The organism is Paenibacillus sp. FSL K6-1566 (assembly GCF_038050475.1).
Lineage (GTDB): Bacteria > Bacillota > Bacilli > Paenibacillales > Paenibacillaceae > Paenibacillus_AQ > Paenibacillus_AQ lactis.
Genome location: NZ_JBBOSR010000001.1, coordinates 5,383,286 through 5,406,240, shown reverse-complemented (window position 1 = coordinate 5,406,240; position 22,955 = coordinate 5,383,286). Strand labels below are relative to the sequence as shown.

Below are 22,955 nucleotides of genomic sequence, written 5' to 3'. Positions count from 1 at the left end.
GTTTATCGGAGGACCGCAAATAGCATTGCAGGGTTACTGGGGTTGAGGGGATTGGGCTGGAAGTTGAAGCTTGGCATAAGGCCTGTTATGACTGCGCACATTTAGTCTTTTGCTCTGGTATTGTATAATGGGCATGTTTCAAAAGATAGGATACCAGGGCAAAGGAGAGTAGATGATGCAGCAGGAACCGCTTGTAAGGCTGCTCGGCGTGACGAAGAAGATATCGTCCAAGGTGCTGGTGGACAACGTAACCTTTGATATACCGCCGGGCCAGATCTTCGGATTTCTTGGGCCGAACGGCGCGGGCAAGACGACGACCATCCGGATGATGGTCGGGCTGATGTCCATCTCGGAGGGGGATATCGTGATCGGAGGCTACAGCATCCGGTCGCACTATGAGCAGGCTGCCGCATTGATCGGGGCCATCGTCGAGAACCCGGAGATGTATAAGTATCTGTCGGGGTATAACAATTTGAAGCATTTCGCCCGGATGATGCCGGGAATATCCAAAGAGCGCATCCGCGAGGTGGTGGAGCTCGTGGGGCTTGAGCATCGAATCCATGACAAGGTTCAGACCTATTCCCTCGGGATGCGCCAGCGGCTGGGCGTGGCGCAGGCCCTGCTTCATCGGCCGAAGCTGCTCATCCTGGACGAGCCGACGAATGGATTGGATCCGCAGGGGATCCGCGAGCTGCGCGACTACTTGCGCAGATTAACGCGGGAAGAGGGGACGACGGTGTTCGTATCCAGCCACCTGCTGTCTGAGATGGAGCTGATGTGCGACCGCGTCGGCATTATCCGGCACGGCCGCCTGATCGATATCCGGCAGCTTCGGAGCGAGGGCGGCGAGCGGACTGCCGAGGAGACGGCTTTTACCGTTCATGATGCCTCTGCGGCTGCGGCATTGCTTCAATCTTTCGGGGCGAAGACCGAAGAGAATAGGGTGATTGTTCGGGGCAATCCAGAGACCGTCGCGGATATCAATGCCCTTCTGGTTGAAGCGGGAATCCGCGTGTTTGCGATACAGCCGGTAACCGAATCGTTAGAGGATCAGTTTTTGGAAATGACGGGAGGGGATCGCCATGTGGAGTAGCTTTCCCAATCTGGTCGCCAATGAGAATATGAAAATCTATTTCCGCGTAAGGACCTGGATCATGCTGGCGATCCTCGTATTTTTCAGCGCCGCGATGCCAGCGATGCTGTATGTAACGGGGGCTGCGATGGACGCATGGACCGTCTTTACATGGACGGAGAGCTTTACGCTCTACCTGAGCGCGATCTTCACCGTTGTCATTGCCGCTGACATCGTAGCCGGGGAGTTTGCGGCGGGGACGATCAAGCTGCTGCTGATCCGCCCGCTCCGGCGGGGGAAAATATTGATGTCAAAATGGGTCGCCGTCCTGCTGTTCATCCTGCTCTGTGCCGTCCTGACAGCCGTGGTCGGCATCGCGCTGTCACAGCTGTTCTTCGCGGGCACGGGCGGCCTGGGCTCCGGTTCCGGATCTTCATCGATGGTAAACTCATTGCTGCTGCTGCTCACGGATACGATCCAGCTGGTCATGATCGCGCTTGTTGCGTTTATGCTGTCAACGCTGTTCCGGTCGGGCAGCCTCGCCATCGGCATCTCGCTCCTGGTCTTGTTTACGAAGGATCTGTTCGGCTTTATGTTGAACCCGGATAAATACGTATGGGCGAAATACATCCTGTTTCTTCATATCGATCTGAGCGGATATATCCAATCGCCGATCGGGCCAGGCGGGGTTTCTCTCAGCTTCTCCATCTTCATTTTGGCCGCGTACAGCCTCGTCTTTCTGATGATTACCTGGTGGGCCTTCGCCAAGCGGGATGTTGCCGCGTAGACACGCGAGCTGATGGAAGTTTTTCGTTCGGTCATTCATGTTCTGCTGTGCATTAGGGGAAAAAATAAGAGCTCCTTCGGCCAAGTGAATGATGGCTGAAAGGGGCTCTTTTGCTTGGAGGGCCTTGGAGGGTAAGGGAGCGGTAGGCAGAGGATCCGCCCTGCTGGCAAGCTGAGCTTCCTGCAGGAACGTCGTTTCTCGAAGCCGCGCGCAGAGGCTGAATGCCGAGGCTCGCACATCCGCCGAGTCAGCCTGCTTCCGGCTGCTGCAGCGACGGTGCGGCCTCCGATTGCTCCGATGCGACACTCGCTGCTTCCGCATGCTCCATCCGGCTGGCCCCGTTAAGTAATCCGCCTTCCATGATAATCAGGGAACCGGCGTAGACATCGCCGTACATCTGTCCGCTTGGGGTTATGGTCAGCTTGCCCTCGGCAATGACGTCCCCGTATACCTTCCCGGCTACAATGACCTCTTTGGCGGAAATATTGGACCGGCACGATGCGCTCTCGCCAATGGTAACGCTGCCTTGGCTTTCAATCGATCCGTTAAACCGGCCGTCGATCCGCAAATTATCCTCGGACTGCAGCACGCCCTCAAACTCGCTGCCCGGGCCGATCAAGGAATCGATAAGATGAGCAGATGCTTTGCGTTTCTTTTTCTTCATAATCTGTTGTCCTCCTTACCAATCAATTAAATTTTTGGATTAATGCACATAACGCATAGGATCGACGGTCTCGTCGTTTTTGACAACCTGAAAATGCAGATGGGGCCCTGTGCTGCGACCTGAAGATCCCAGCTGGCCGATGATCTCGCCCTGGGCAACCTGGTCTCCGACCGAAACGCTCAGCTTGTTCAGGTGCATATACCAGGTCTCAAGGCCGTTAGGATGCTTAATCACGATGTACAGCCCTCGTGCGCCGCTGCGCTCTGCCGCGGTAACCTGCCCGCTCCCTGCCGCATAGATTGGGTCGCCGATTTTGCCGGCAATATCGATACCGGCATGATAGGCGGACCGGCCGGTGAACGGATCGCTGCGGTAGCCGAAGCTCGAGGTCAGCCTCCGTGAGTCAGTCGGCCACAGCGAAGGAAGGCCTTCCCGCCGCTCCTGGGTTTCCTGGGCTTGGTCCAGCGTTCGCGGAATATGGCGCTCCAGCTGGGATAGCAGCTGCTGGATTTCCTCGAAATCATCCCGAATGTCGCTCGCCATATCCAGCATTTCGTTCTCATGCACGGCAATGTATTCTCCGCCGACATGCAGCTGCGCGTCATCGGACATCGAGGATGTCGGCGTGCCTGATAAAGACCCGTGCTTCTCGATGAATTGCTGGAGCTGCTGCTCCAGCTGCTGAACGCGTTCCATCTGCGCCTTCGTTTCTTCAGCCTCGCCCGACAGCTGGATGATGGCTTTGTTCAAGCGCTCGATGGCTTCATCTTTGTCGCTGACGGTCACTTCCATCTTCAAGGCTTCGAGGCTCTTGAGCGTCAACTGCTGCTCCAGAGTCGAAATGGTCTGAGCCGATTGGATCTGCAGCGACACGATCAGTCCGGCGATCGACAATACCGCGGCTGCTGGCACCGCGATCATGAGAGGCTTGGACAAATGAAACTGCTTGACGGAATGCTGGGCATCCCGGAGCACCAGCAGGGTTAAGCGTTGGTTACGGTGCGCGGTTTTCATGGCATCTCCCCTCCATTCATGTTTAGTGGGTATAGCATCCTCCGCAAGACTTGGCCAGCTCCTTATCTTCTATGTATTCTACTCTTTCGAAAAACATGTCAAAAATGAGATGTAAACGTATATTATTCAAGCAGGTGTGACATTGGGTAATTGAATAAATACATAATTAATTGGTCAAAGCTGTAGTTATCTGTCTTTATTTACGCTACTTATCCACGATAGCTGAGACGCCTAGACCAGCAATGTCTGTTTAAAAGAAAAGACCACCATTATTTCCGTTAGGAGGCTGCCGTATGGTGTGGCTTCTGCTTGTTCTCATTGTGTTTATTTTGCAAATGGCAGCGGTGCTGCTGCTTGAATTCCGCAATCCTTCCAAGACGGTTGCATGGATGTTTATTCTGTTCTGTCTCCCGCTGCTGGGATTCGTGATCTATTTTTTCGTTGCACAGGATTATCAGAAGCGGCTTAAGATTCGCCAAAAAGGTTCCCGGCTGTTTCGGGAGATGAAGGAGCATTTCTGGGACCGGGCGGCTGTCGTCCTGCGCAAGGAGGATATGAACAATCCCGGCTTCCATCATCATGATCGTCTGTTTAATCTGTTAAAGCATTTATCCGAAAGTCCCATCACCGGCTGCAACGAGACCCGTGTCTTAACCGATGGCAAGGAGACCTATGATGCGATGCTCAAAGCGATGGAGGAGGCCAAGGATCATATTCATGTAGAGTTTTATATTTTCAGAAATGACCGGATCGGTACGAAGTTTCAGGATGTGATGATCCGCAAAGCCAAGGAAGGGGTCAAGGTGCGTCTTGTATGCGACGGGCTGGGGAGCTATAAATTGAAGAAAGCGTTCATACGGCGGTTTAAAGAATCCGGGGTTCAGTTCTATTTCTTCCTGCCTGCCATGGTATCCATGTTCAGCCGCAGAATCAATTACAGAAACCACCGGAAGATCGTCGTGGTGGACGGTACCGTCGGATTCCTCGGCGGCATCAACGTCGGGGATGATTATCTCGGGGAATATCCGGACATGGGCTACTGGAGGGACACCCATCTGCAAGTAGAGGGAGATGCGGTCTATTTTCTGCAGAGCGTATTCCTGCACGACTGGAAGCTGGCATCCGGCGAAGCGATCTCGAATCCGAGCCTGTATCCAGAGCACCACTGTACCGGGAAGGAGCAGGTGCAGATCTTGAGCAGCGGTCCGGATACGAGCTGGAATGCCATTCATGAGATGTGCTTTGGGGCCATATCGGTTGCCAAGGAGCGCATTTGGATTACATCGCCGTACTTCATTCCGGATGAAGGGCTGTACGAAGCGTTGAAGACGGCGGCGGTAAGCGGCGTCGACGTGAGGATTATTATTCCGGATCATGCGGATTCGCGGCTCGTCAAGCTGGCGTCGCTGTCGTACGTGGAGGAGCTGCTGGCGGCCGGAGTGTCCTTTTATGAGTATGAAAAAGGGTTTATCCATGCCAAGGTGCTGATCGTTGACGAGCTCCTTGCCTCCGTAGGCACGGCAAATATGGATATGCGGAGCTTCTTCTGCAACTTCGAGCTGACGGCTGTGATGTTCGACGAGCAGCCGATCCATCGGCTGGTATCGGATTTCAAGGAGGACCTGAACCACAGCAGAGCCATCGAACTGGAGACATTCCATGCGAGGGGTAGATGGCAGAAGGCAGCCGAAATCTTGTGCCGGATGCTGTCCCCGTTGTTATAGCCTCCATTATAGGCAGCATTAAAGTCAGCTAATGATGGAATGACATGCATATAGAGGTTGATCTTTGAAAATGGTAGTAGCGGCTTTCATTAATATGATAGAATATTTATAGGAGTGCCGCTAATAAATATACAGTAGCTGAGGTTCATAATGAACGGGGGAGATTTATGTCAAATGATGTGAAGATTTCTGTACAGCCGCACACACAGCCGGAACCGCAGTCCGTGCCGCCGCTGAAAGCGGACCAGCAGAAGCCGGAGAATCCGAAGAGCGGATCAATTGCTTTAAAGCTTCTCCGTCGTCTGGTGTTCTTAACTTTCGGTGCAATGCTGATGGCGGTGGGACTGGAGATTTTTCTGGTGCCGAACAAGATCATTGACGGGGGAATTACCGGCATCTCGATTATGGTGTCCCATATAACCGATGTCCCGCTCGGGATATTCCTGACTTTATTCAACCTTCCGTTTCTGTTTATGGGTTATAAACAGATCGGTAAAACCTTCGCTTTATCCACGTTGTACGCCGTACTGGTCATGTCGATCGGAACCTATTTTCTTCATCCTGTCGCTCCGATTACGATCGATCCGCTGCTTGCTGCCGTCTTTGGCGGAATACTCCTTGGCGTGGGCGTCGGTCTGGTCATTCGATCGGGGGGATCGATGGACGGTACGGAAATTGTAGCGATCTTAATTACCAAGAGAACGCCGTTCTCGGTCGGGGAAATCGTGATGTTCATCAACGTATTCATTCTCGGCAGCGCAGGCTTTATCTTTGGCTGGGATCATGCCATGTACTCGTTGATTGCTTACTATCTGGCATTCAAGCTCATCGACATTACGATCGAGGGCATCGACCAGTCCAAATCGGTTTGGATTATCAGCGATAAGCATAAAGAAATCGGCGATGCGCTGACCCAGCGGCTTGGACGCGGAGTTACTTATCTTGAGGGCGAGGGAGCCTATTCCGGGGACAGCAAGAAGGTGATCTTCGTGGTCATTACCCGGCTTGAGGAAGCGAAGCTGAAATCGATTGTGGAAGATTGGGATTCGCAGGCCTTCGTGGCAGTCGGCAATATTCATGATGTCAAGGGCGGCCGGTTTAAGAAGAAGGCCATTCATTAAACGTTATACAAGCTTGAATAGTTCAGGGTTCCACCTGCATGCTGGTACAAGAAGCGGGCGGAGCCCTTTTTTTTGATGTCAAAAGCTAATCTCTATACGATGGAATTCCCGCTGCGATTTGTAGCTTAGGTGGGGCTTTGCGTCTTCTTGTAATGGCGTATGATGCGGGCGATTCTGTGGACGGCGGCCGACTGGCCGATGGCTTGATTTACCGTCCCGGTGAAATATAACCCCGTTTCCGGGTGGTGGAAGGCAAATGCGCCGGATTGGCCCCAATGGCCGATTAAGCCGTCTTTCATGTTCAAGAGGGACAATGGCTGACGTACAATGCCTGAACCGTAGAAGAAAGTGCCGGGTGCCCATAGAAATTTCCATTCCATGAGCTCCTTCAGATGCGTCTGCGGAAATAGAACGCCGTCGAAAAACGCTCGGAGGAAGGTCATGGTCTCTCGGGCCGTGGAAACGATGCCGCCTTCGGGTGCGATGGAGGACATGTACAAGGGGATTTGAAGCCGGGTTTTCCGGTAATAAAAGGAAGCGGGTCTTCCATCAAGAAGGTCCTTGTATACGTAGGTCTGGGTCAGTCTCAGCCTGTCGAAGATGCATTCCTTGAATGTTGCCTCGATCGGCTGCCCGGTTACCGTTTCAATCAGCTTCCCTAACAGCTGATAATTGGTGTCGGAGTATTGGGCTTTATTCTTCATGCCCGGCGGGAATTTCGGACGAAGCTGCCTGACGGCTTCAAGCGTCTTCTCTAGCGGCCAGGACTGGTCTTTCCCGGCGATTAAGTCGGCGAATACGCGTCCCGAGAAATAATCGGGAATGCCCGAGGTGTTGGACATCAATTGCTTGATCGTGATCTCCCGGGAATAGTCGACGTTCTGGTAAACGTGAATGCCCTTGATCATCGCCTCGGGCAAATATTCGCCAATCCGATCATCAAGCCGAAGCAGCTGCCGTGAACGCAGCTGACGTACAATTTGGTTACGCTGGCGATAAAAAAAGGGGTCTCCGGCTTCATTTCCCCGCCGCTGCTGACGATCGACAGCGACCGATCCTGATTCTCGACGCACATGACGGCGCCGAATATATTTCTTCTGCGCGTCATTGCCGCCATCCAGCGATCAAATCGCATTTGATCCAGCGGCGATGGGCCCGCCTTTTCCTTCATCTTCATGCCTCCCTAAACACAGAATTGAAATGCTTGACCATGGAAATTCAAAACCCGGAACCATGGAATTTTCAAAACCTTGGATTTCTAGCAAATCCTCCGAGATCACGCCGAAGGAGAGGCGGCTGTTCAAGTTGGTTCCGCTTGCCGCAAGCGCGCCGCGCGAATGAAATCCTCGGCCGCCTCATTCATCATGGCCATTACCTGCTCCTCGTTGACACTCGTTGTAAACAAATCGTTGGCGACCATGACGGACAAGCCGGTCTGGAACGTCTGCATTTTGATTAAAAGCGCCCGAAGCTCCTCGCCGGAAAATCCCGCTAAGCCGGGATCCTCCTTCATCAGCTCGACCACCTCATTAAGCTGTTCTTCGTTATGCTTCATATACGGATTGTTCTTCATGATTAAATACCGGTACAGCAGGGGAAATTCCCTGGCGAAGCGCAAACTGGCCATCCCGATATCCCGAAACGGCTGTCCGGTCCGCTGCCCGGTAATCATCTGCTTGGCTACGTGAAGCGCGTGCTCCACCACTCGCTGCAGAAGCTCCTCCGCATCGGCAAAATTAACGTAGATCGGGGCGATCGAGCATCCCAGGCGGTCGGCCACTTTCCGGATGGAGACGGAATCGAGCCCCTCCGCACGGGCAATGTCAAATGCGGCCAGGATGATGTCTTGTTTGGTGAATTTAGGCTTTGGTGCCATAGGTATGCTCCTTGCTCAATAAATATAACACTTGATATATAACATATGTTATGTATCGATTATAAGGTATTATTTTCCTGATTGCTAGTGGGATGTCATGATAATCGATTTGTAAATCCAGTAAATTCCTATTATAATAAGAACGTATGTTTGCTATAATATAACCATAACATTTTCGGAAATAGAGCAGGTTACGACAAGGAGGCGAAGGGGATATGGCGCAAACGACTTATGAGAGCATTTCGACCAAGCAAACGCTCAATCGGGTGAAAGAAGAGCGGATGCCGTTTGACTGGTCTATCAATCCGTACAGAGGATGCGGACATGGCTGCAGCTTCTGCTATGCACGCGCCTTCCAGTCCTTTATCGGGATGGGGGCGGAGGATGAATTCCAGCATCATATTTTCATGAAGACCAATGCGGCGGAGTCGCTGGCGAAGCAGCTGTCCGATACGGCTGCCAAATTCGGCCATGATATTGAAGCGATGCGGAGATCGATCGGGCAGGTGACAATCGGGACGGCTACGGATCCGTATCAGCCGATCGAGGGAAAGGCGGAGATCACGAGGGAATGCTTGAAGCTGCTGGCGAAGTATCGCATCTCAACCAGCATTACCACCCGCTCGCCGCTCGTGCTGCGCGATATGGACATCCTGACCCGGATGGAGGACGTTTCGGTCAATATCAGCCTGAATACGCTGGATGCAGATCTGATCCGCAAGCTTGAGCCGGCTTCGCCGCATCCTGCAAGCCGATTGGAGGCCGTGTGGAGGCTGTCTTCCGCCGGCATACGGACAGGCGTATTTGCGGCGCCCGTCCTGCCCTATCTTACCGATGGGGAAGAAGGGCTTAGGGAGCTCCTGTCCAGGGTGAAGGAGCATGGCGCTTCTTTTGCCATGATCTCGCTCTTGAGGCTGTCACGCGACGTTAAGAAATGGTATATGGAGACGCTCAAGCTCCATTTCCCTGAGGTCGTGCCGTCTTATCGGGAGCTGTACAGATCGGGAGCTTACGCCGAAGAGCAGTATATACGAAGCTTCAAAATGATGGCCGCCCGCCTCTTGTCGGAGTATGGACTGGGATGGACGGCTAGTCGCCCATCGAATCCAACCACGGGATCCTACGATCCCGCGACGGGAAGAAGGACTTCCGGATTGGCGGAAGGCATTGATTCAGGCCATGTTGCAGGGGCAGGCTCGCATGCTCTATCCGGAAGTGCAGGGTATAAGGAAGGGGAGGAGCGGGACCGGGAAGCAGCCCCACACCTTTCCATCCGCCAGCGCAAGCTGCCTAAGCCTGCGGCACCCGTCTCCGCCGAGGAGCTGAAGCCGGAGGTTGAGCAGCTATCCTTTCCGTTTTGATGCCGGCTTCCCCTTGGCATTCAGATGCCGGATGATGTCTCCGATCGGCTGGGGAGGCAGAGCCTGCAGCAGGTCGCCCCTCTCTTTAAGGCGCTGCTCGATGTTCAGCAGGTGGAAATCCGTCGGAGAGACATCCCGCTGAACTTCTTCCCAAGTGAGCGGCGTGGATACCGTTGCGAGGCGTCTGGCCCGGGGAGTATAAGGTGCGGCAAGCGTTCTTCCGCTGTAATGCTGCAGATAATCGAAATAGATTTTGTCGCCGCGGTTTTTCTTCAGCCGCTCGATGGTAAACAATTTAGGGTGTTTCTCCGTTACGTATTGACCGACGAATTGGCCGACGGAGCGAAGCTCGTCGAACGTAATGCCTTCGGGAATCGGGACGATGATCTGCACCCCGGTTGCCCCGGACGTTTTCGGTACGGAGGCGATTCCAAGCGAGTTCAGCACATCGCCGACGATGGCCGTAGCTTCCATGATCCGCGGCTCCTCGGGAAGCGACGGGTCCAGATCGATCATCCATTCGCATGGCAGAACGTCACCGGCCAGGTGGAGCGAAGGATGGAATTCCAAAGCAGCGAGGTTGCCCAGCCATAAGAGCTCGGGCAGCCCGTTCAGCATGACATAGTTGATGCCCTCGTGCACGTAGGTGCTGACAAAGGGCGGGAGCGGCTCGGGCGCATTTTTTTGATAGAACGATTCCCCGTCCACGCCGTGGGGATAACGGATGGTTGTCAGCAGCCTGCCTCTGCAATAGCGGAGCAGGTAGGGAGAGATCGCCGCGAGCTTTTGCAGATAGATGGCTTTAGTAATGCCGACCTCGGGCCACAGCGGCTTGTCCGGATTGGTAATCTGAATCTCTTGACCTTCAATGGTCAGCGTTCCTTTGACGGTACGGGCCATAGCCGTTACACCCCCTCAATCGACAGCAGCTTCGGATGCCGCATCATTCCGTCCTGGCTCCACTCCAGAAAGGTAACCGTAGCGGTCAGCGGCTTGCTAAGCCAAGCGAGCTGCTCCTTCTTCAAATCTGCGTGCAACGTCTTCCAGCCGGCACCTGACGGATGCAGGCCTGCATATTCTAACAGCCGCTGCTTGGTCTGTTCGTTCAGTCCAAGCGATGCCCTGCCGATATAGTTGTTCTCATCGTCAGCCAGCACGAGGCTGGCTACGCGGCCTTCTCTTATGATCAAAGCGACAGCCTCCGCCTGCATGGTGATGGCGATCTTTTTTTTGTACCAGTCCCGGTGCTTCTTCCCTTCACGGTAAGGGGAGGAGAGACGTTTCATAACGATTCCCTCCCATCCGCGTTCCTCGGCCCATGCCCACAGGCTCTCGCCCTCCAGGAACAGATCGGCCGTCAGGATTCCGGGCGTAGTGGAGACGATCTCCTTCAGCCGATGATGCCGGTCAAGATAGGGCAGCTTACGCATATCCTTATCGCCGTCGACCAGAATGTCAAACAGCACATACGTGAAGAGCGGGGCGCCCGACCGAACCGAACGTGAACGCTCCCGCTGAAGCACCTTCTGGAACACCGGGCGTCCGAGCTCTGGATGAAAATAAACCACTTCGCCGTCCAGGAGCAGACGATCGTGCTGCAGCGTCGACAGTGCGGCAACCACCTCGGGATAGAGGGTTGTTTTGTCCAGCAGCTTCCGGGAATAGAGGGAGACTTGGCCGTGGTCGATGCCTGCAAGGATGCGCACCCCGTCCCACTTCAGTTGATAGCCCCAATCGTCGCCGGTTTCGATCTTCTCCGTGGAGATCGGCGCCATCGGCTCTTTAGGCAGCAGCTCTCGCAAATGTCCCATTTCGTTCAGGAGCCTGCTTCAGATTTCTTGGCTTTGGCGCGGCGCTTTGGCTTCGGCGTCTCATCCGTATCGTCGCCGCTCGCTTTCGCGGCCGGCTCTTTGGCTGCCGTCTTGCGGGTTGTCTTCCGCGGCTTCGCCTTCGTTCCCGGATCGGTGCCGATCGGCTTCACCGCCTCGATGCTGGCCTGAAGCGCGGCCATCAGGTCGACAACATTGGTTTCCTGGCGGGCAGGGGCGATTTTGATTTCCTCGCCGGACACCTTGCTGTTGATGGCCTCCAGCAGACGCTCCCGGTAATCATCCGTATATTTCTCCGGGTCAAACGGCGTCGAGAGCTGATCGATGAGCAGCTTCGCCATATCCAGCTCTTTGGAGTTAACCTCGGTCTTCTCCGGGAGATTGGGTACCTGCGATATCGGACGGATTTCATCCGGATAAAAAATCGTTTCGATCGACAGGCACTCATCCAGCACCCGAATCGCCGCCAGACTGCTCTTGGAGCGGATGGAGATTTTGGCGATCCCGATTTTTCCGGACTCCTTCATCGCCTCCATCAGCAGGCGGTACGCGTTCGCGCCCGCTTGATCGGGCGAGAGATAATAGGTCTTCTGGAAGTAGATCGGATCGATTTCCGTCAAATCGACGAAGTCGAGAATCGTGATGTTTTTGCTGTTTTGCTCGGCCAGCTGCTCCAGCTCGTCTTTTTCAAACAGCACGAACTTGCCTTTTTCATACTCGTACCCCTTCGTAATTTCCTCCCATCCGACTTCCTCTTCGCAAACCGGACATTTGCGGACATAGGAGAGCGGACTGCCGCATTCCTTGTGAATGTAGCGCATCGATATATCCTTGTCTTCCGTGGCCGAGAACATCTTAACCGGCACATGCACCAGGCCGAAACTGATGGCGCCTTTCCAAACCGTATGCATCTATGAAACCTCCTATCTGTTTTTGGAATGATCGTATGAACAGGATGTGGACGTATAATCTGCTTCTATTAGTGTGCCCAAAAAAAGATGCTCCTATGAGTCATTGCCGGTCTTTGCATAAACCGGGAGCCGACCGGGGAACATGACGGGTCTTTGAATAACCCCCCCGGGGACTGAGGCGCATGACTGTTCTTTGAATAAACCAGGGAGAATCGAGGCATATTGACGGTGAACACTGCCTTAGCAAGGAGAGTGATCTTTAATGGATAAGCACAGGGAATCAGAACCGTCGGAAGAAATTCAGAAGGATCGTTCCTCGGACCGCGCTTTTGCAGAGCCGATCAGCGGAGACGTGGTGGATTGGCACAGCATGACTTCGGAGGAGAGCGACATCTCCCGGGAATCTACCATGTTTGACATTGACCGAATGATCAACGAAGGTCTTGGCGGGGGGAATGTCACGATGGACAACGGGCTGATCGGCCCTTCGACCACCGATACGATGGATCTCGTCGACGAATCGCCGAGATCCAAGAAAGAGAGGGAATAGGAATGGATGTGCAACGCGCCGTCGAAATATTCGAATCCAAGGACACGTACAAGGTGAATCTTGAAGGCGAGCCGGTCTGGATCGAGCATGTGGATCAGCAGAACGGCATGGCTACCGTCCAGGTCGGGTCTCGTCCTACTAATACGCAGACCGTGAAGGTAGACCGGCTGGAAGAGGGCGAATAACCTTTAACCGGGGGCCTTTACGTGGATGAAAATACACCTTAACCGGTGGTGTTGTGTTTTTTAAAGCACCACTTGGGTAAGGTGTATTTTAATTGGTGTGAAGATGCTAACGGAGTTTTCTGAAAAACATGCGAATATCATCCGTCAATAGTTCAGGTGCCTTGATGGGGGAAGTGACTTTCCTTGCAGGGGGAAGAGAGGACCGATATAATGAAGATCAAGCATTTTATAAGGCTGGATTATTTCATTAAAGGTGGGTTAAATCGTGAATAATGGCCGCACGGATGGCCGGTTTCAAATGATTTCAAGCCGTCTGGAGGAGACGGAGCAGCTTGCCGCCTGGTTGGCAGAACATGCGCAGCCCGGGACGGTGATCGGTCTGGACGGAGATCTTGGAGCGGGGAAAACGGCATTTTCCCAGTATTTCGCAAAGCATCTCGGCGTAGCCGGGGTGGTGAACAGCCCGACGTTTACGATTATTAAAGAATATAACGGGCGGCTGCCGCTCTATCATATGGATGTATACCGGCTGTCCATCGATGAAGCGGACGAGCTGGGTCTGGATGAATACTTTTACGGTGACGGCGTCTGCCTTGTGGAATGGAGCAGCCTGATCACGGAGCTGATGCCGGAGCAGTATCTCCATCTTTCGATTGCCATGACGGATGAAGGAGACCGGTTGATGACGCTGACCCCTCAGGGGAAGCTATACGGCGATTGGTGCCGGGACTTGAATGAAAAATGGGGTAAACAGGAATGAACAACAACGACACGAAGCCGCAGAAGCGGTTTTTGGCGCTGGATACGTCCACGTCTTCGCTGGCGGTGTCCGTGATGGATAACGATCAGCTGTTAACGGAAATCAACACGAGCGCGGAGCGGAACCATTCTGTGTATCTGCATCCGGTCATGGCGCAGGCCTTGGAACAAGCCGGCATCGGCATGGATGATATCGACGGCATTGCCGTCGGAGTCGGTCCGGGCTCCTATACCGGAATCCGGATTGCGGTAACGGCTGCGAAGACACTGGCCTGGGCGAACCGGATTCCGGTCGTCGGCGTTTCGAGCCTGCATGCGCTGGCTTGGGGCGGGCTTCAAGCTGGTAGGGACCAGCATGAAGCAGCAGCAGGGAATCATTGGGTTATCCCCCTGCTCGATGCAAGACGGGGGCAGGTATATACGGCTCTGTTTGCTGCAGAAGCAGCAGGCTCGAAGTCGAAGGCACCAGAGCGGCTTGCGGCAGACGGCATCCGTCTGATGGAAGCCTGGGTGGATGAACTGAATGAGCGAATCGGCCAACTGTCCGAGCAGGAGCGCCCGTCTGCTGTTTATGTAGTAGGCGAGACGGATCTTCATGCCGAGGCGGCCCGCCGTTTGTCATCCTGGTTCGGCGATCACCTGCAGCTGGTGCCTTATGCGCTCGAAGGGCGCTGGCTTGGCTATCTTGGAGCTGCTCGTTTGTCGGCCGGGGATTCGGATGAGCCGCATACGCTGATACCGAACTACACACAGCTTTCCGAAGCGGAAGCGAATTTGCTGCGCAGGCGGTGAAGTCAGGAGGGACGTTCATGGAGCAGGAGTGGAAGCCGGATGCGCAGGAGGAAGGCGCGCTGTCCTTCCGGCTGATGACGCTAGAGGATATTCCGGATGTTCTTGCGGTGGAGCACGAGGCCTTTTCGGTGCCCTGGACGGAAGAAGCATTTCGCAATGAGTTGAAGCTGAATCATTTTGCACATTATATGGTGATGGAATACGAAGGACGCTTAATTGGATATGCAGGGATGTGGACGATTGTTGACGAAGCCCATGTGACCAATATTGCATTGCTCGAGGCCTATCGCGGACGGAAGTGGGGCGAACGGCTGCTCAGCGAGTTGATGAAGACGGCGGCATTTATGGGGATGGAGAAAATGACGCTGGAGGTCCGTTTATCCAATCATGTCGCTCAGCGCTTATATATGAAAAAAGGATTTAAGCCCGCCGGCGTCCGCAAGGGTTATTATTCGGACAATCAGGAGGACGCGCTGATTATGTGGGCGGATCTGCCTCCCTATCGGGGGGACGAAGGCATGGAAGGAAGTCATAAATAGTCATGATAGATGAAAGAATAGATCGGGAGCATAGCTGTATCTTGGCTATTGAAACCAGCTGCGACGAAACCTCGGTTGCGGTCGTGAAGGATGGGTACGAGGTGCTCTCGAGCGTCATTGCAAGCCAGATTGAGACCCACAAAGCTTTTGGCGGCGTAGTGCCCGAAGTGGCCTCAAGGAAGCATGTCGAGAGCATCACGATGATTATTGAACAGGCGGTGGAAGAGGCCGGAATCGAGATGAAGGACATTTCGGCCGTCGCAGTCACCCAAGGCCCCGGCCTGGTCGGTGCGCTGCTGGTCGGCGTTATGGCAGCGAAGAGCCTGGCCTTTGCGCTCGGCAAGCCGCTGATCGGCACGCATCACATAGCCGGGCATATTTATGCGAACCGGTTCGTTGGGGATATAGAATACCCAAGCATGGCCCTGGTCGTATCCGGCGGGCACACGGAGCTTGTTCTCATGAAGGAGGAGGGGAGCTTCGAGCTGATCGGCAGGACGCGGGACGATGCGGTCGGCGAGGCGTACGACAAGGTTGCACGCGCGCTCGGCTTCCCGTATCCCGGCGGACCTCATGTGGATCGGATGGCGCTGGAGGCGCCGGACTCCATTGAATTGCCGCGGGTCTGGCTGGAACCGGACAGCTACGACTTCAGCTTCAGCGGATTGAAGTCTGCCGTTCTGAATGTCGTTAATCAGAGTAAAATGCGCGGCGAGGACGTCCGGATCGAAGCCATCGCCCGCGGCTTCCAGGAGTCCGTAGTGGAAGTGCTGGTCGAGAAGGCAGTCCGTGCCGTCAAAGAGTATGGTGCAAAGCAGTTTCTCTTATGCGGCGGCGTGGCCGCCAACAGGGGCCTGCGCAGCGCGCTGACGGAGCGCTGTCAGGCGGAAGGCATCCGGCTGACGATTCCGCCGTTCCAATATTGCACGGACAATGGCGCCATGATTGCCGCGGCCGCTCATTTAAAGTGGAAGCAGGGCAGCTTTACGCCGCTGGATATGAAGGCCGATCCCCAATTGCCGTTGGAGGATTGGGCGAAATTTTAGGCCATGCGCGGCGTTTGCGAAATGCTGGGAAGGAATAAGCAGAAATTTAGAGCCTGTCGTCTCTGTTTAAAGGGACGGCAGGCTTTTTGCTATGCTTCGGAATATTGCATGTGAACTTGTCATCAGCCGGGATCAATCATTGCTTCATGGTGGTGATGAATTGAAGATAAGGTGATGGCTGTGTTAATGCTCACCACGCGCGATGGGACATAGCAAGACGGAGGTACAGCCCCGTGTTTACATGGAGCGGCTTCTTCGTGATTGTGAAATTCGGATGCTGTCAAGTTGTGAACAAAGTTATCCACATATCCGGTGAAAAATGTGAATAAGTAAGAAAAATGTCGATAAACCGGACTTCTGAAAAGGAATGAAATAAGGGGACATGATTTTCATTTTTGCCGGTGGATTCTGTGGATAATGTGTATAACTTAGTGGATAATGTTGGATATCAGGCCGTGAACGCTCGGATAACAACAAAAAAATGGCCATTTCGGCCATTTTTAAGTTTGACTTATGCACCAATTCTGGGGATAAGTTTGTGAATAAATCCAATCCTTCATTTGAAACGATTTTGTGAATTTTTTTTGAAGGTGATTAGAAGGTCCCAGAGAAGCATGGCGCTGATGTTGATTCAACATCGAATCAGGCCCTGACCAAACACCCCGTTACCGCCTCGGACCGTCAACATGAGACGGCTTAGAGGGCGGCTCGTTGTACGGGAGGGACTTTAGTCTTCCAGAAGAGCTTCCCACTCTGCAAAAATTTGATCAAGCTGCGCTTTCTTCTCATCAAGGGACTGCTGCCGCTCCTGAAGCGCCATGTAATCCTGATAAATCTCAGGTTGCGCCATTTCTTCCTCCAGCGCGGCAATCTCGGACTCAAGGGTATGAATCTGTTCCTCCAGGCTCGCCAGCTTGCGCTGCCGATTCCGTTCCTCGCGCTTGGCCTGCTTCTCGGCTTCGAAAGAAAGGGCCCCCTGCTTCTCAACAGGGGTCTCCTGCTTGGCCTGAGGCTTTATAGCATGCCGGGCGAAAGGCTCGGACGGTTCATCGTCCATATCCAGAATCTCCTGCTTTTTCTCTGTATAATCGTCATAATTACCCAGGAAATGTTGAATGCCGTCCGGATGAAGCTCGATGATCCGTTCCGCCATTTTGTTGAGGAAGTAGCGGTCATGGGAAATGAACAGCAGCGTTCCCTCGTAATCGATCAGAGCCGATTCAAGCACCTCTTTGCTGAATAAATCCAAATGGTTCGTCGGCTCGTCGAGAATAAGCATATTGGCTTCAAGCAGCATCAGCTTGGCGAGCGACACGCGTGCTTTCTCGCCTCCGCTTAAGGAGCTGATCTTCTTGAGCACGTCCTCGCCGCTGAACAGAAAATTGCCGAGAACGGTGCGAATTCGGGCTTCCTCCATATGCGGATAGGCGCTCCATAGCTCCTCAAGCACGGTATTGCTTGGATTAAGCTCCGATTGCTCCTGGTCATAGTAACCGATCTTTACCTTGGTCCCCCATTGCAGCGATCCGGCAGTCGGCTTCATCGTTCCGATCAGGCATTTCAGGAGCGTAGACTTGCCGACCCCGTTCGGACCGATCAATGCAACCGTCTCCCCGCGATGCAGATCGAAGGACGCATGCTCGAATAATGGCTTGCCCGGCTCGAAAGCGACCGACAAGTCCCGAACCTGCAGCACGTCCTTGCCGGACATATACTCAGGCTCAAAGGAGAAATGGGCTTTTTTCAAATCCCCCATTGGCTTGTCCAGACGTTCCATCTTTTCCAGCGCCTTTCGGCGGCTTTGCGCCCGCTTGGTCGTTGACGCCCGGACGAGATTGCGCTGGATAAAGGTTTCCATGCGCGCAATTTCCTCCTGCTGCTTCTCATATTGCTTCAGCTGGGATTCGTATTCAGCTGCCTTCAGCTCGATATAACGGCTGTAGTTGCCCGTGTATTTCTTGGAATGGCGGCGTTCGATTTCGACAATGGTCGTAACAAGCCGATCCAGGAAGTACCGGTCATGGGATACGACCAGCAGCGATCCTGAATAACCGCGAAGATAATCTTCAAGCCAAGTCAACGTGGCGATGTCCAGGTGGTTCGTCGGTTCGTCGAGCATAAGCAGATCGGGCGCCTGCAGCAATATTTTAGCGAGAGCAAGCCTTGTTTTCTGACCGCCGCTCAAAGTAGAGATGGGCGTATCCGGGGAGAAGCCGCCAAAACCCATCCCGTGAAGCACGCTTCGGATGCGCGTTTCGATCTCGTACCCGCCTTGGTCCTTGAACCAGTCGGAACGGATCGCGTAACGGTCCAGCAGCTCTTGATATTTCTTCGGATCCTCGCTCGATTTCGGGTCGGCAATTTGTTCTTCCATCGAACGGAGCTCGAGCTCCGTCTCGAGCAGCGGTGCGAACACGTCCAGCATCTCATTCCAAATGCTCCGTTCCGATTGAAGACCGCTGTTCTGCGCAAGATAGCCGATCGTCGTCTCCTTGGCTTTGAATATTTGGCCTCCGTCGTAGGACATTTCCCCCGCCAAAATTTTCAGCAGGGTGGATTTGCCGGCTCCGTTCACGCCAACCAGTCCGATGCGTTCACGCTCCAGCACTTGCAGATTAATTCCTTCAAGCACCGGGATTACTCCATATAATTTCGTTATGCCATTGGCCTGCAGCAGCATAGATGTGAAACCTCCATCAATCGATATACTTCAATTAAGAAATGGTTCGTAATACAGTAAGTTTACCTGAAAACGGTGGAACAATCGACCTTGATATTGACTTTGCGTCTTTCTTGGCTAAAGGGAGGAACAGTGGTAAACTAGTCTTAATTAAACGTGAGAGGAAGAATCACGTTGTCGAAATTTGATGAAGAGAAGATTTCAGGAAGCATGAAACAACAGCTGCGGGAGCAGATGACAAGGCTCCGGAGCGAACTCTCCCCGGAAGAGCGGTCGGAACGCTCGCGTCAGGCATGCGGGCATGCATCCGAATTAATGAAGCAGCATTCATTCAAGAGCATGATGATTTATGTTCCTTTTCGCTCCGAGCTGGATACGAGGCCTTTGGTGGAATGGGCCTGGCAGGAGGGGATTCGGGTTATCGTCCCCCGGAGCATTCCGAAAGACCGCTCCATGGAGCTGTATGAGATCCGCTCGTGGGACGAGTTGGCCCCGGGTGCATATGGCATCATGGAGCCTGATCCGAAGCGGGTAAGCAAGTATTCGGCCATCCCTCCTGATGTCATCTGGGTACCCGGGCTTGCCTTTGACCCCGACGGCGGCCGCTTAGGTTACGGCGGCGGTTACTATGACCGGCTGTCCGGCGCGCTTGAGCCGGATTCAAGGACGGAAGAGGCGGAAGAACGCGGTAAGCCATGGTGGATCGGTCTCGGTTATGAAATTCAGCTCGTGAATCAGGTCCCGATGGATGAGCATGACCGCCGATTGGACGGCGTGATCACGGACAAGGGTTATTATAGAGCGGGCATTCGCTCGCAGCGGAGGGATATCGGATGGAACTGAGTCATTTTAACCAGCAAGGCAGAGCCCGTATGGTTGACGTGAGCGATAAGGACATAACGGCCCGGACAGCCTTGGCGAAAACGACGGTGCGGATGCATCCGGATACGCTCGCGCGAATTCAAGAAGGAAAGATCGGCAAGGGCGACGTCCTGGCAGTGGCTCAAGTCGCAGCGATTATGGCTGCGAAGAACACGTCAAACTGGATTCCGATGTGTCATCCTCTGCCTCTCACCGGCGTGAACGTCGATTTCAGCGACAATGGAAGCGATGAGCTGTATATCGAAGCAACGGTGAAGACGACCGGAAAGACCGGGGTCGAGATGGAAGCCCTGACCGCCGTATCGGCTGCGGCATTGACGGTATACGACATGTGCAAGGCGCTGCAGAAAGACATGATCATCGGTCCGACCATGCTGGTCAGCAAATCCGGCGGGAAGAGCGGGGATTACATAATGGAAACAACTTAATATCGCTATACCGGAGATTCGGATAGAGTGGGAAGGAGAGAGGCTCATGCTGTGGAAGACGGCGATCCTGACGGCGAGCGATAAAGGCTCGCGAGGAGAACGTGAGGACACAAGCGCTCAGGTGATCCGGGAGCTGGTAGAGGAAGAGCTGGGCGGTGAAATAATCGAATACCGGATCGTACCGGATGAGCAGGATGAAATTATTGCTGCATTGATTGAGCTGACGGATTATTACCAGGTGGATCTTGTTCTGACCACAGGCGGGACAGAGCTTGCCGTCCGCGACGTTACGCCGGAGGCGACAAGGCGGGTCATTGAACGGGAAGTGCCGGGCATTGCGGAGGCGATGCGGGCAACCGTGATGCAGAAGAACCGGAGCGCCATGCTCTTTCGGGGCGTTTGCGGCGTTCGCGGCCGCACCTTGATTGTCAATCTCCCGGGCTCCCCGAAGGGTGTGCATGAAAATTTGGCTGCCGTCATGGACCAGCTTCCTGAAGCGCTGCTGATGGTGACCGGCCAGTATCGGGAGCAGCTTTAAGCATAGCCGCTGATTTGGCAGGCTTGGATTTAACAGTATCGATCATTCACTAGATAAATATGTAAATAATCTGTCACGATTGCAGACTGTATATGTGATTTACATTATGGTATGATGGCGATATATTGTACGAGGTTAAATAATGAATCGTCCATTGTAATTGTCGGTTTGGTTAACACCTGTGAAGTCAAAGGTTTGACGGATTGCTTTAAGACTTTCCTGAAGTCCTTGAATGGCAATAAGCAGGACAAGGAGGAGAATAGATATGGGCTCTACGATCGGAGTGCCGGGCATTATCCTGCTCGTGATCTTGGCGCTGCTGCTGTTCGGTCCGAACAAGCTTCCTGAATTGGGACGGGCTGTCGGCAGAACATTCCGTGAATTTAAGAACGGCACGCGCGAGATTCTGGCGGAAGATGAAACACCGGCTAAGAAGAAAGAGGAGGCTCCCCAGCAGGCTGTAGCACCCAGCAAGTCTGAGGACAAGCGTCTTCCGGAATAAGCATATGCATTAGCAAGCTGTGAAATCCCTCCTCCATGGGAGGGATTTTGTTTTGTCAGGGTCACAATAGGGTGGTGTCTATCATGTCAAAGCCAATGAAAGAGATGGCGCTTGTGGAGCATTTAGGCGAGCTTCGCAAGCGGATCATCGTCGTGCTTGTCGTATTCGTGGCTGGCCTCATCGGCGGAATATTTGTCGCGGAACCGATCTATCATTACTTAACGGCCGCGGAGCAAGCGAAAAATTTCGAGCTGCATGCCTTCTCATTCTGGGACGGTATTGGAATTTATATGAAAATTGCCGCGATCTTCTCGCTGGTCATTTCCATCCCGCTGATCTTTTACCAGCTGTGGGCGTTCGTGAAGCCGGGATTGCACAAAGACGAGCAAAAAGCGGCAGTAAGGTATGTTCCGTATGCGTTCATCCTGTTCATCGTAGGTATCGTATTCGGATACTATATTGTTTTTCCGATGACATTGTCCTTTACCACCATGATTACGAAGAGCATGGGACTTACGGAAACGTACGGCATTACGAATTACCTGAATTTTATGTTCAATCTGGTGCTGCCGCTGGCGCTCTTGTTCGAGCTGCCGCTGGTGGTCATGTTCTTAACCCGAATCCGGATCCTCAATCCGCTTCGGTTGCGGAAAATGCGGAAGGTGGCTTACTTTGCGCTCGTATTCATCGCGGTGGTCATCACGCCGCCGGATTTCATCTCGGATTTCCTGGTGACGATTCCGCTTCTGCTGCTATATGAATTCAGCGTGTTTCTGTCTTCAAAGATCTATCGCAAGCAGCTGGAGGCGGATATGGAGCGGGACAGCCGTTATGTCTCGTTGGATGAGGACACTGATTGATATTTACGTACACACCCCGACAGTCTGACTTTGTACCGGTACCGGTCTTAGTCTGATTGCCGGGGTTTTGCGCATATAACACGTTGTACTCTTCCATAAACCAAGGGTGAATACTCCGATAAACAGAAATGTCGATCCGACAGCTCCTTCCCCAGACCAGCTCTACCAGTCTGGGACAGTCTTCTGTCAGCTGATCGAATCCGATTCGAAGATTTGACGGGGGAGATATCCTATGAGATCAGCCGCTTGCTCATCCATAAGCACCTACAATGGCGGGAAGATTTAAAGGCATATTTCGGCGGGGCATGGATACAATGGTGAAGTGGGTTTTGCGGACAAACCGAAGGAGCGGGACCCCTCAAAAAAATGATCAGAAATTGATGCAAAGGACTTGAAATCTTCAATCAACTTGAGTATCATAAAGTTGGTTGTTAGCACTGAGACCTGTCGAGTGCTAATACATAAAGCTTTGAAAAAAGCATTACAACATATTTAAAGGAGGCTATTTTTTCATGATCAGACCTTTAGGTGAACGCGTATTGGTAGAACCGATCGAACAAGAAGAAACTACAGCATTCGGGATTGTACTTCCTGATTCCGCTAAGGAAAAGCCGCAAGAAGGCAAAATTATCGCTGTAGGCAGCGGCTCCCTGAAAGACGGCGTTCGCGTACCTTTGGAAGTTAAAGAAGGCGACCGCGTAATCTTCTCCAAATACGCCGGCACGGAAATCAAATACGAAGGTAAAGAATATTTGATTATGAAAGAAAGCGACATCCACGCGATCTTAGGTTAATGCACGCCTGAATATATCTTGTTTCCATTTTTTCTATAAAT

Annotated in this window: 26 protein-coding genes; 17 read left to right on the top strand and 9 right to left on the bottom strand. The window is 53.3% G+C overall.

Features of this window, described 5'->3' with window-relative positions:
* The first annotated feature begins 175 nt into the window (after positions 1-175).
* Together NST08_RS24050 and NST08_RS24045 are read left to right on the top strand one after the other, a co-directional pair.
* Positions 176-1,093 (top strand): ABC transporter ATP-binding protein, encoded by a 918-nt coding sequence (locus NST08_RS24050; protein WP_213616367.1) that lies wholly within the window; start codon positions 176-178, stop codon positions 1,091-1,093.
* Positions 1,083-1,859 carry an ABC transporter permease gene (locus NST08_RS24045; protein WP_341342366.1) on the top strand — a complete coding sequence of 259 codons (777 nt, stop codon included), beginning with the start codon at positions 1,083-1,085 and terminating at the stop codon, positions 1,857-1,859. The genes NST08_RS24050 and NST08_RS24045 overlap by 11 nt, the downstream gene beginning before the upstream one ends.
* Positions 1,860-2,106: 247 nt before the next feature.
* On the opposite strand, the gene NST08_RS24040 is transcribed toward NST08_RS24045, so the two are convergent.
* Positions 2,107-2,523 carry a bactofilin family protein gene (locus tag NST08_RS24040; protein ID WP_213616371.1) on the bottom strand — a complete coding sequence of 139 codons (417 nt, stop codon included), beginning with the start codon at positions 2,521-2,523 and terminating at the stop codon, positions 2,107-2,109.
* A gap of 39 nt (positions 2,524-2,562) precedes the next feature.
* Entirely contained in the window at positions 2,563-3,537 is a 975-nt protein-coding gene (locus tag NST08_RS24035; RefSeq protein WP_213616373.1) for a M23 family metallopeptidase, read from the bottom strand.
* Positions 3,538-3,830: 293 nt separating this feature from the next.
* Here NST08_RS24035 and cls point away from each other — a divergent pair, with 293 nt between their 5' ends.
* Together cls and NST08_RS24025 are read left to right on the top strand one after the other, a co-directional pair.
* Complete coding sequence (gene cls, locus NST08_RS24030) at positions 3,831-5,261, top strand: cardiolipin synthase (protein WP_007132325.1); 1,431 nt, start codon at positions 3,831-3,833, stop codon at positions 5,259-5,261.
* A 167-nt stretch (positions 5,262-5,428) separates the two neighbouring features.
* A complete protein-coding gene (locus NST08_RS24025; protein ID WP_028405889.1) occupies positions 5,429-6,382 on the top strand; it encodes a YitT family protein in 954 nt (317 codons plus the stop codon).
* A gap of 125 nt (positions 6,383-6,507) precedes the next feature.
* On the opposite strand, the gene NST08_RS24020 is transcribed toward NST08_RS24025, so the two are convergent.
* The 3 genes from NST08_RS24020 to NST08_RS24010 all read right to left on the bottom strand — a co-directional run bounded on the left by NST08_RS24020 (position 6,508) and on the right by NST08_RS24010 (position 8,258).
* Positions 6,508-7,302, bottom strand: coding sequence for a serine hydrolase domain-containing protein (locus NST08_RS24020; protein WP_341342365.1), 795 nt, complete (start codon positions 7,300-7,302; stop codon positions 6,508-6,510).
* Entirely contained in the window at positions 7,287-7,553 is a 267-nt protein-coding gene (locus NST08_RS24015; protein ID WP_341034962.1) for a hypothetical protein, read from the bottom strand. Before NST08_RS24015 ends, NST08_RS24020 begins: the two co-directional genes overlap by 16 nt.
* A 129-nt stretch (positions 7,554-7,682) precedes the next feature.
* A complete protein-coding gene (locus NST08_RS24010; RefSeq protein WP_341342364.1) occupies positions 7,683-8,258 on the bottom strand; it encodes a TetR/AcrR family transcriptional regulator in 576 nt (191 codons plus the stop codon).
* Positions 8,259-8,473: 215 nt separating this feature from the next.
* On the opposite strand from NST08_RS24010, the gene NST08_RS24005 reads away from it, so the two are divergent.
* Positions 8,474-9,619, top strand: a complete 1,146-nt coding sequence (locus NST08_RS24005; RefSeq protein WP_213616374.1) for an SPL family radical SAM protein — start codon at positions 8,474-8,476, stop codon at positions 9,617-9,619.
* Here the strand turns inward: NST08_RS24005 and ligD are convergent.
* The 3 genes from ligD to ku are packed head-to-tail and all read right to left on the bottom strand — an operon-like array spanning position 9,602 to position 12,359.
* Positions 9,602-10,519 carry a non-homologous end-joining DNA ligase gene (gene ligD, locus NST08_RS24000; RefSeq protein WP_213616376.1) on the bottom strand — a complete coding sequence of 306 codons (918 nt, stop codon included), beginning with the start codon at positions 10,517-10,519 and terminating at the stop codon, positions 9,602-9,604. The two genes, NST08_RS24005 and ligD, sit on opposite strands and share 18 nt — an antisense overlap.
* A 5-nt stretch (positions 10,520-10,524) precedes the next feature.
* Entirely contained in the window at positions 10,525-11,430 is a 906-nt protein-coding gene (locus NST08_RS23995) for an ATP-dependent DNA ligase (RefSeq protein ID WP_028405894.1), read from the bottom strand.
* A gap of 5 nt (positions 11,431-11,435) precedes the next feature.
* Entirely contained in the window at positions 11,436-12,359 is a 924-nt protein-coding gene (gene ku, locus NST08_RS23990) for a non-homologous end joining protein Ku (protein ID WP_028405895.1), read from the bottom strand.
* Positions 12,360-12,621: 262 nt separating this feature from the next.
* Between ku and NST08_RS23985 the strand changes: the two genes are divergently transcribed.
* The 6 genes from NST08_RS23985 (at position 12,622) to tsaD (ending at position 16,230) form a co-directional block, all read left to right on the top strand.
* Positions 12,622-12,909, top strand: coding sequence for a hypothetical protein (locus NST08_RS23985; protein ID WP_007132333.1), 288 nt, complete (start codon positions 12,622-12,624; stop codon positions 12,907-12,909).
* A 2-nt stretch (positions 12,910-12,911) separates the two neighbouring features.
* A complete protein-coding gene (locus NST08_RS23980) occupies positions 12,912-13,094 on the top strand; it encodes an H-type small acid-soluble spore protein (protein ID WP_007132334.1) in 183 nt (60 codons plus the stop codon).
* Between the two features lie 298 nt (positions 13,095-13,392).
* Complete coding sequence (gene tsaE / locus NST08_RS23975) at positions 13,393-13,854, top strand: tRNA (adenosine(37)-N6)-threonylcarbamoyltransferase complex ATPase subunit type 1 TsaE (RefSeq protein WP_028405896.1); 462 nt, start codon at positions 13,393-13,395, stop codon at positions 13,852-13,854.
* Positions 13,851-14,645, top strand: coding sequence for a tRNA (adenosine(37)-N6)-threonylcarbamoyltransferase complex dimerization subunit type 1 TsaB (gene tsaB / locus NST08_RS23970; protein WP_007132336.1), 795 nt, complete (start codon positions 13,851-13,853; stop codon positions 14,643-14,645). Before tsaE ends, tsaB begins: the two co-directional genes overlap by 4 nt.
* Positions 14,646-14,662: 17 nt before the next feature.
* Positions 14,663-15,184 (top strand): ribosomal protein S18-alanine N-acetyltransferase, encoded by a 522-nt coding sequence (gene rimI / locus NST08_RS23965; RefSeq protein WP_007132337.1) that lies wholly within the window; start codon positions 14,663-14,665, stop codon positions 15,182-15,184.
* Between the two features lie 2 nt (positions 15,185-15,186).
* On the top strand, positions 15,187-16,230 hold the full coding sequence (gene tsaD / locus NST08_RS23960) for a tRNA (adenosine(37)-N6)-threonylcarbamoyltransferase complex transferase subunit TsaD (RefSeq protein ID WP_341342363.1): 1,044 nt from the start codon (positions 15,187-15,189) through the stop codon (positions 16,228-16,230).
* Positions 16,231-16,957: 727 nt separating this feature from the next.
* On the opposite strand, the gene NST08_RS23955 is transcribed toward tsaD, so the two are convergent.
* Positions 16,958-18,910: an ABC-F family ATP-binding cassette domain-containing protein gene (locus NST08_RS23955; protein WP_341342362.1), complete on the bottom strand. Its 1,953-nt coding sequence runs from the start codon at positions 18,908-18,910 to the stop codon at positions 16,958-16,960.
* A gap of 174 nt (positions 18,911-19,084) precedes the next feature.
* On the opposite strand from NST08_RS23955, the gene NST08_RS23950 reads away from it, so the two are divergent.
* The 6 genes from NST08_RS23950 to groES all read left to right on the top strand — a co-directional run bounded on the left by NST08_RS23950 (position 19,085) and on the right by groES (position 22,914).
* Entirely contained in the window at positions 19,085-19,753 is a 669-nt protein-coding gene (locus NST08_RS23950) for a 5-formyltetrahydrofolate cyclo-ligase (RefSeq protein WP_007132340.1), read from the top strand.
* Positions 19,744-20,220, top strand: a complete 477-nt coding sequence (moaC, locus tag NST08_RS23945; RefSeq protein WP_007132341.1) for a cyclic pyranopterin monophosphate synthase MoaC — start codon at positions 19,744-19,746, stop codon at positions 20,218-20,220. The genes NST08_RS23950 and moaC overlap by 10 nt, the downstream gene beginning before the upstream one ends.
* A 46-nt stretch (positions 20,221-20,266) precedes the next feature.
* Positions 20,267-20,758 (top strand): MogA/MoaB family molybdenum cofactor biosynthesis protein, encoded by a 492-nt coding sequence (locus NST08_RS23940; RefSeq protein ID WP_007132342.1) that lies wholly within the window; start codon positions 20,267-20,269, stop codon positions 20,756-20,758.
* Positions 20,759-21,023: 265 nt separating this feature from the next.
* The gene (gene tatA / locus NST08_RS23935) at positions 21,024-21,260 is read left to right on the top strand and encodes a twin-arginine translocase TatA/TatE family subunit (protein ID WP_007132343.1); all 237 of its coding nucleotides are present in this window, start codon (positions 21,024-21,026) and stop codon (positions 21,258-21,260) included.
* A gap of 83 nt (positions 21,261-21,343) precedes the next feature.
* On the top strand, positions 21,344-22,120 hold the full coding sequence (gene tatC / locus NST08_RS23930) for a twin-arginine translocase subunit TatC (RefSeq protein WP_007132344.1): 777 nt from the start codon (positions 21,344-21,346) through the stop codon (positions 22,118-22,120).
* A 512-nt stretch (positions 22,121-22,632) separates the two neighbouring features.
* Positions 22,633-22,914, top strand: a complete 282-nt coding sequence (gene groES, locus NST08_RS23925) for a co-chaperone GroES (protein ID WP_007132345.1) — start codon at positions 22,633-22,635, stop codon at positions 22,912-22,914.
* Positions 22,915-22,955: the final 41 nt, after the last annotated feature.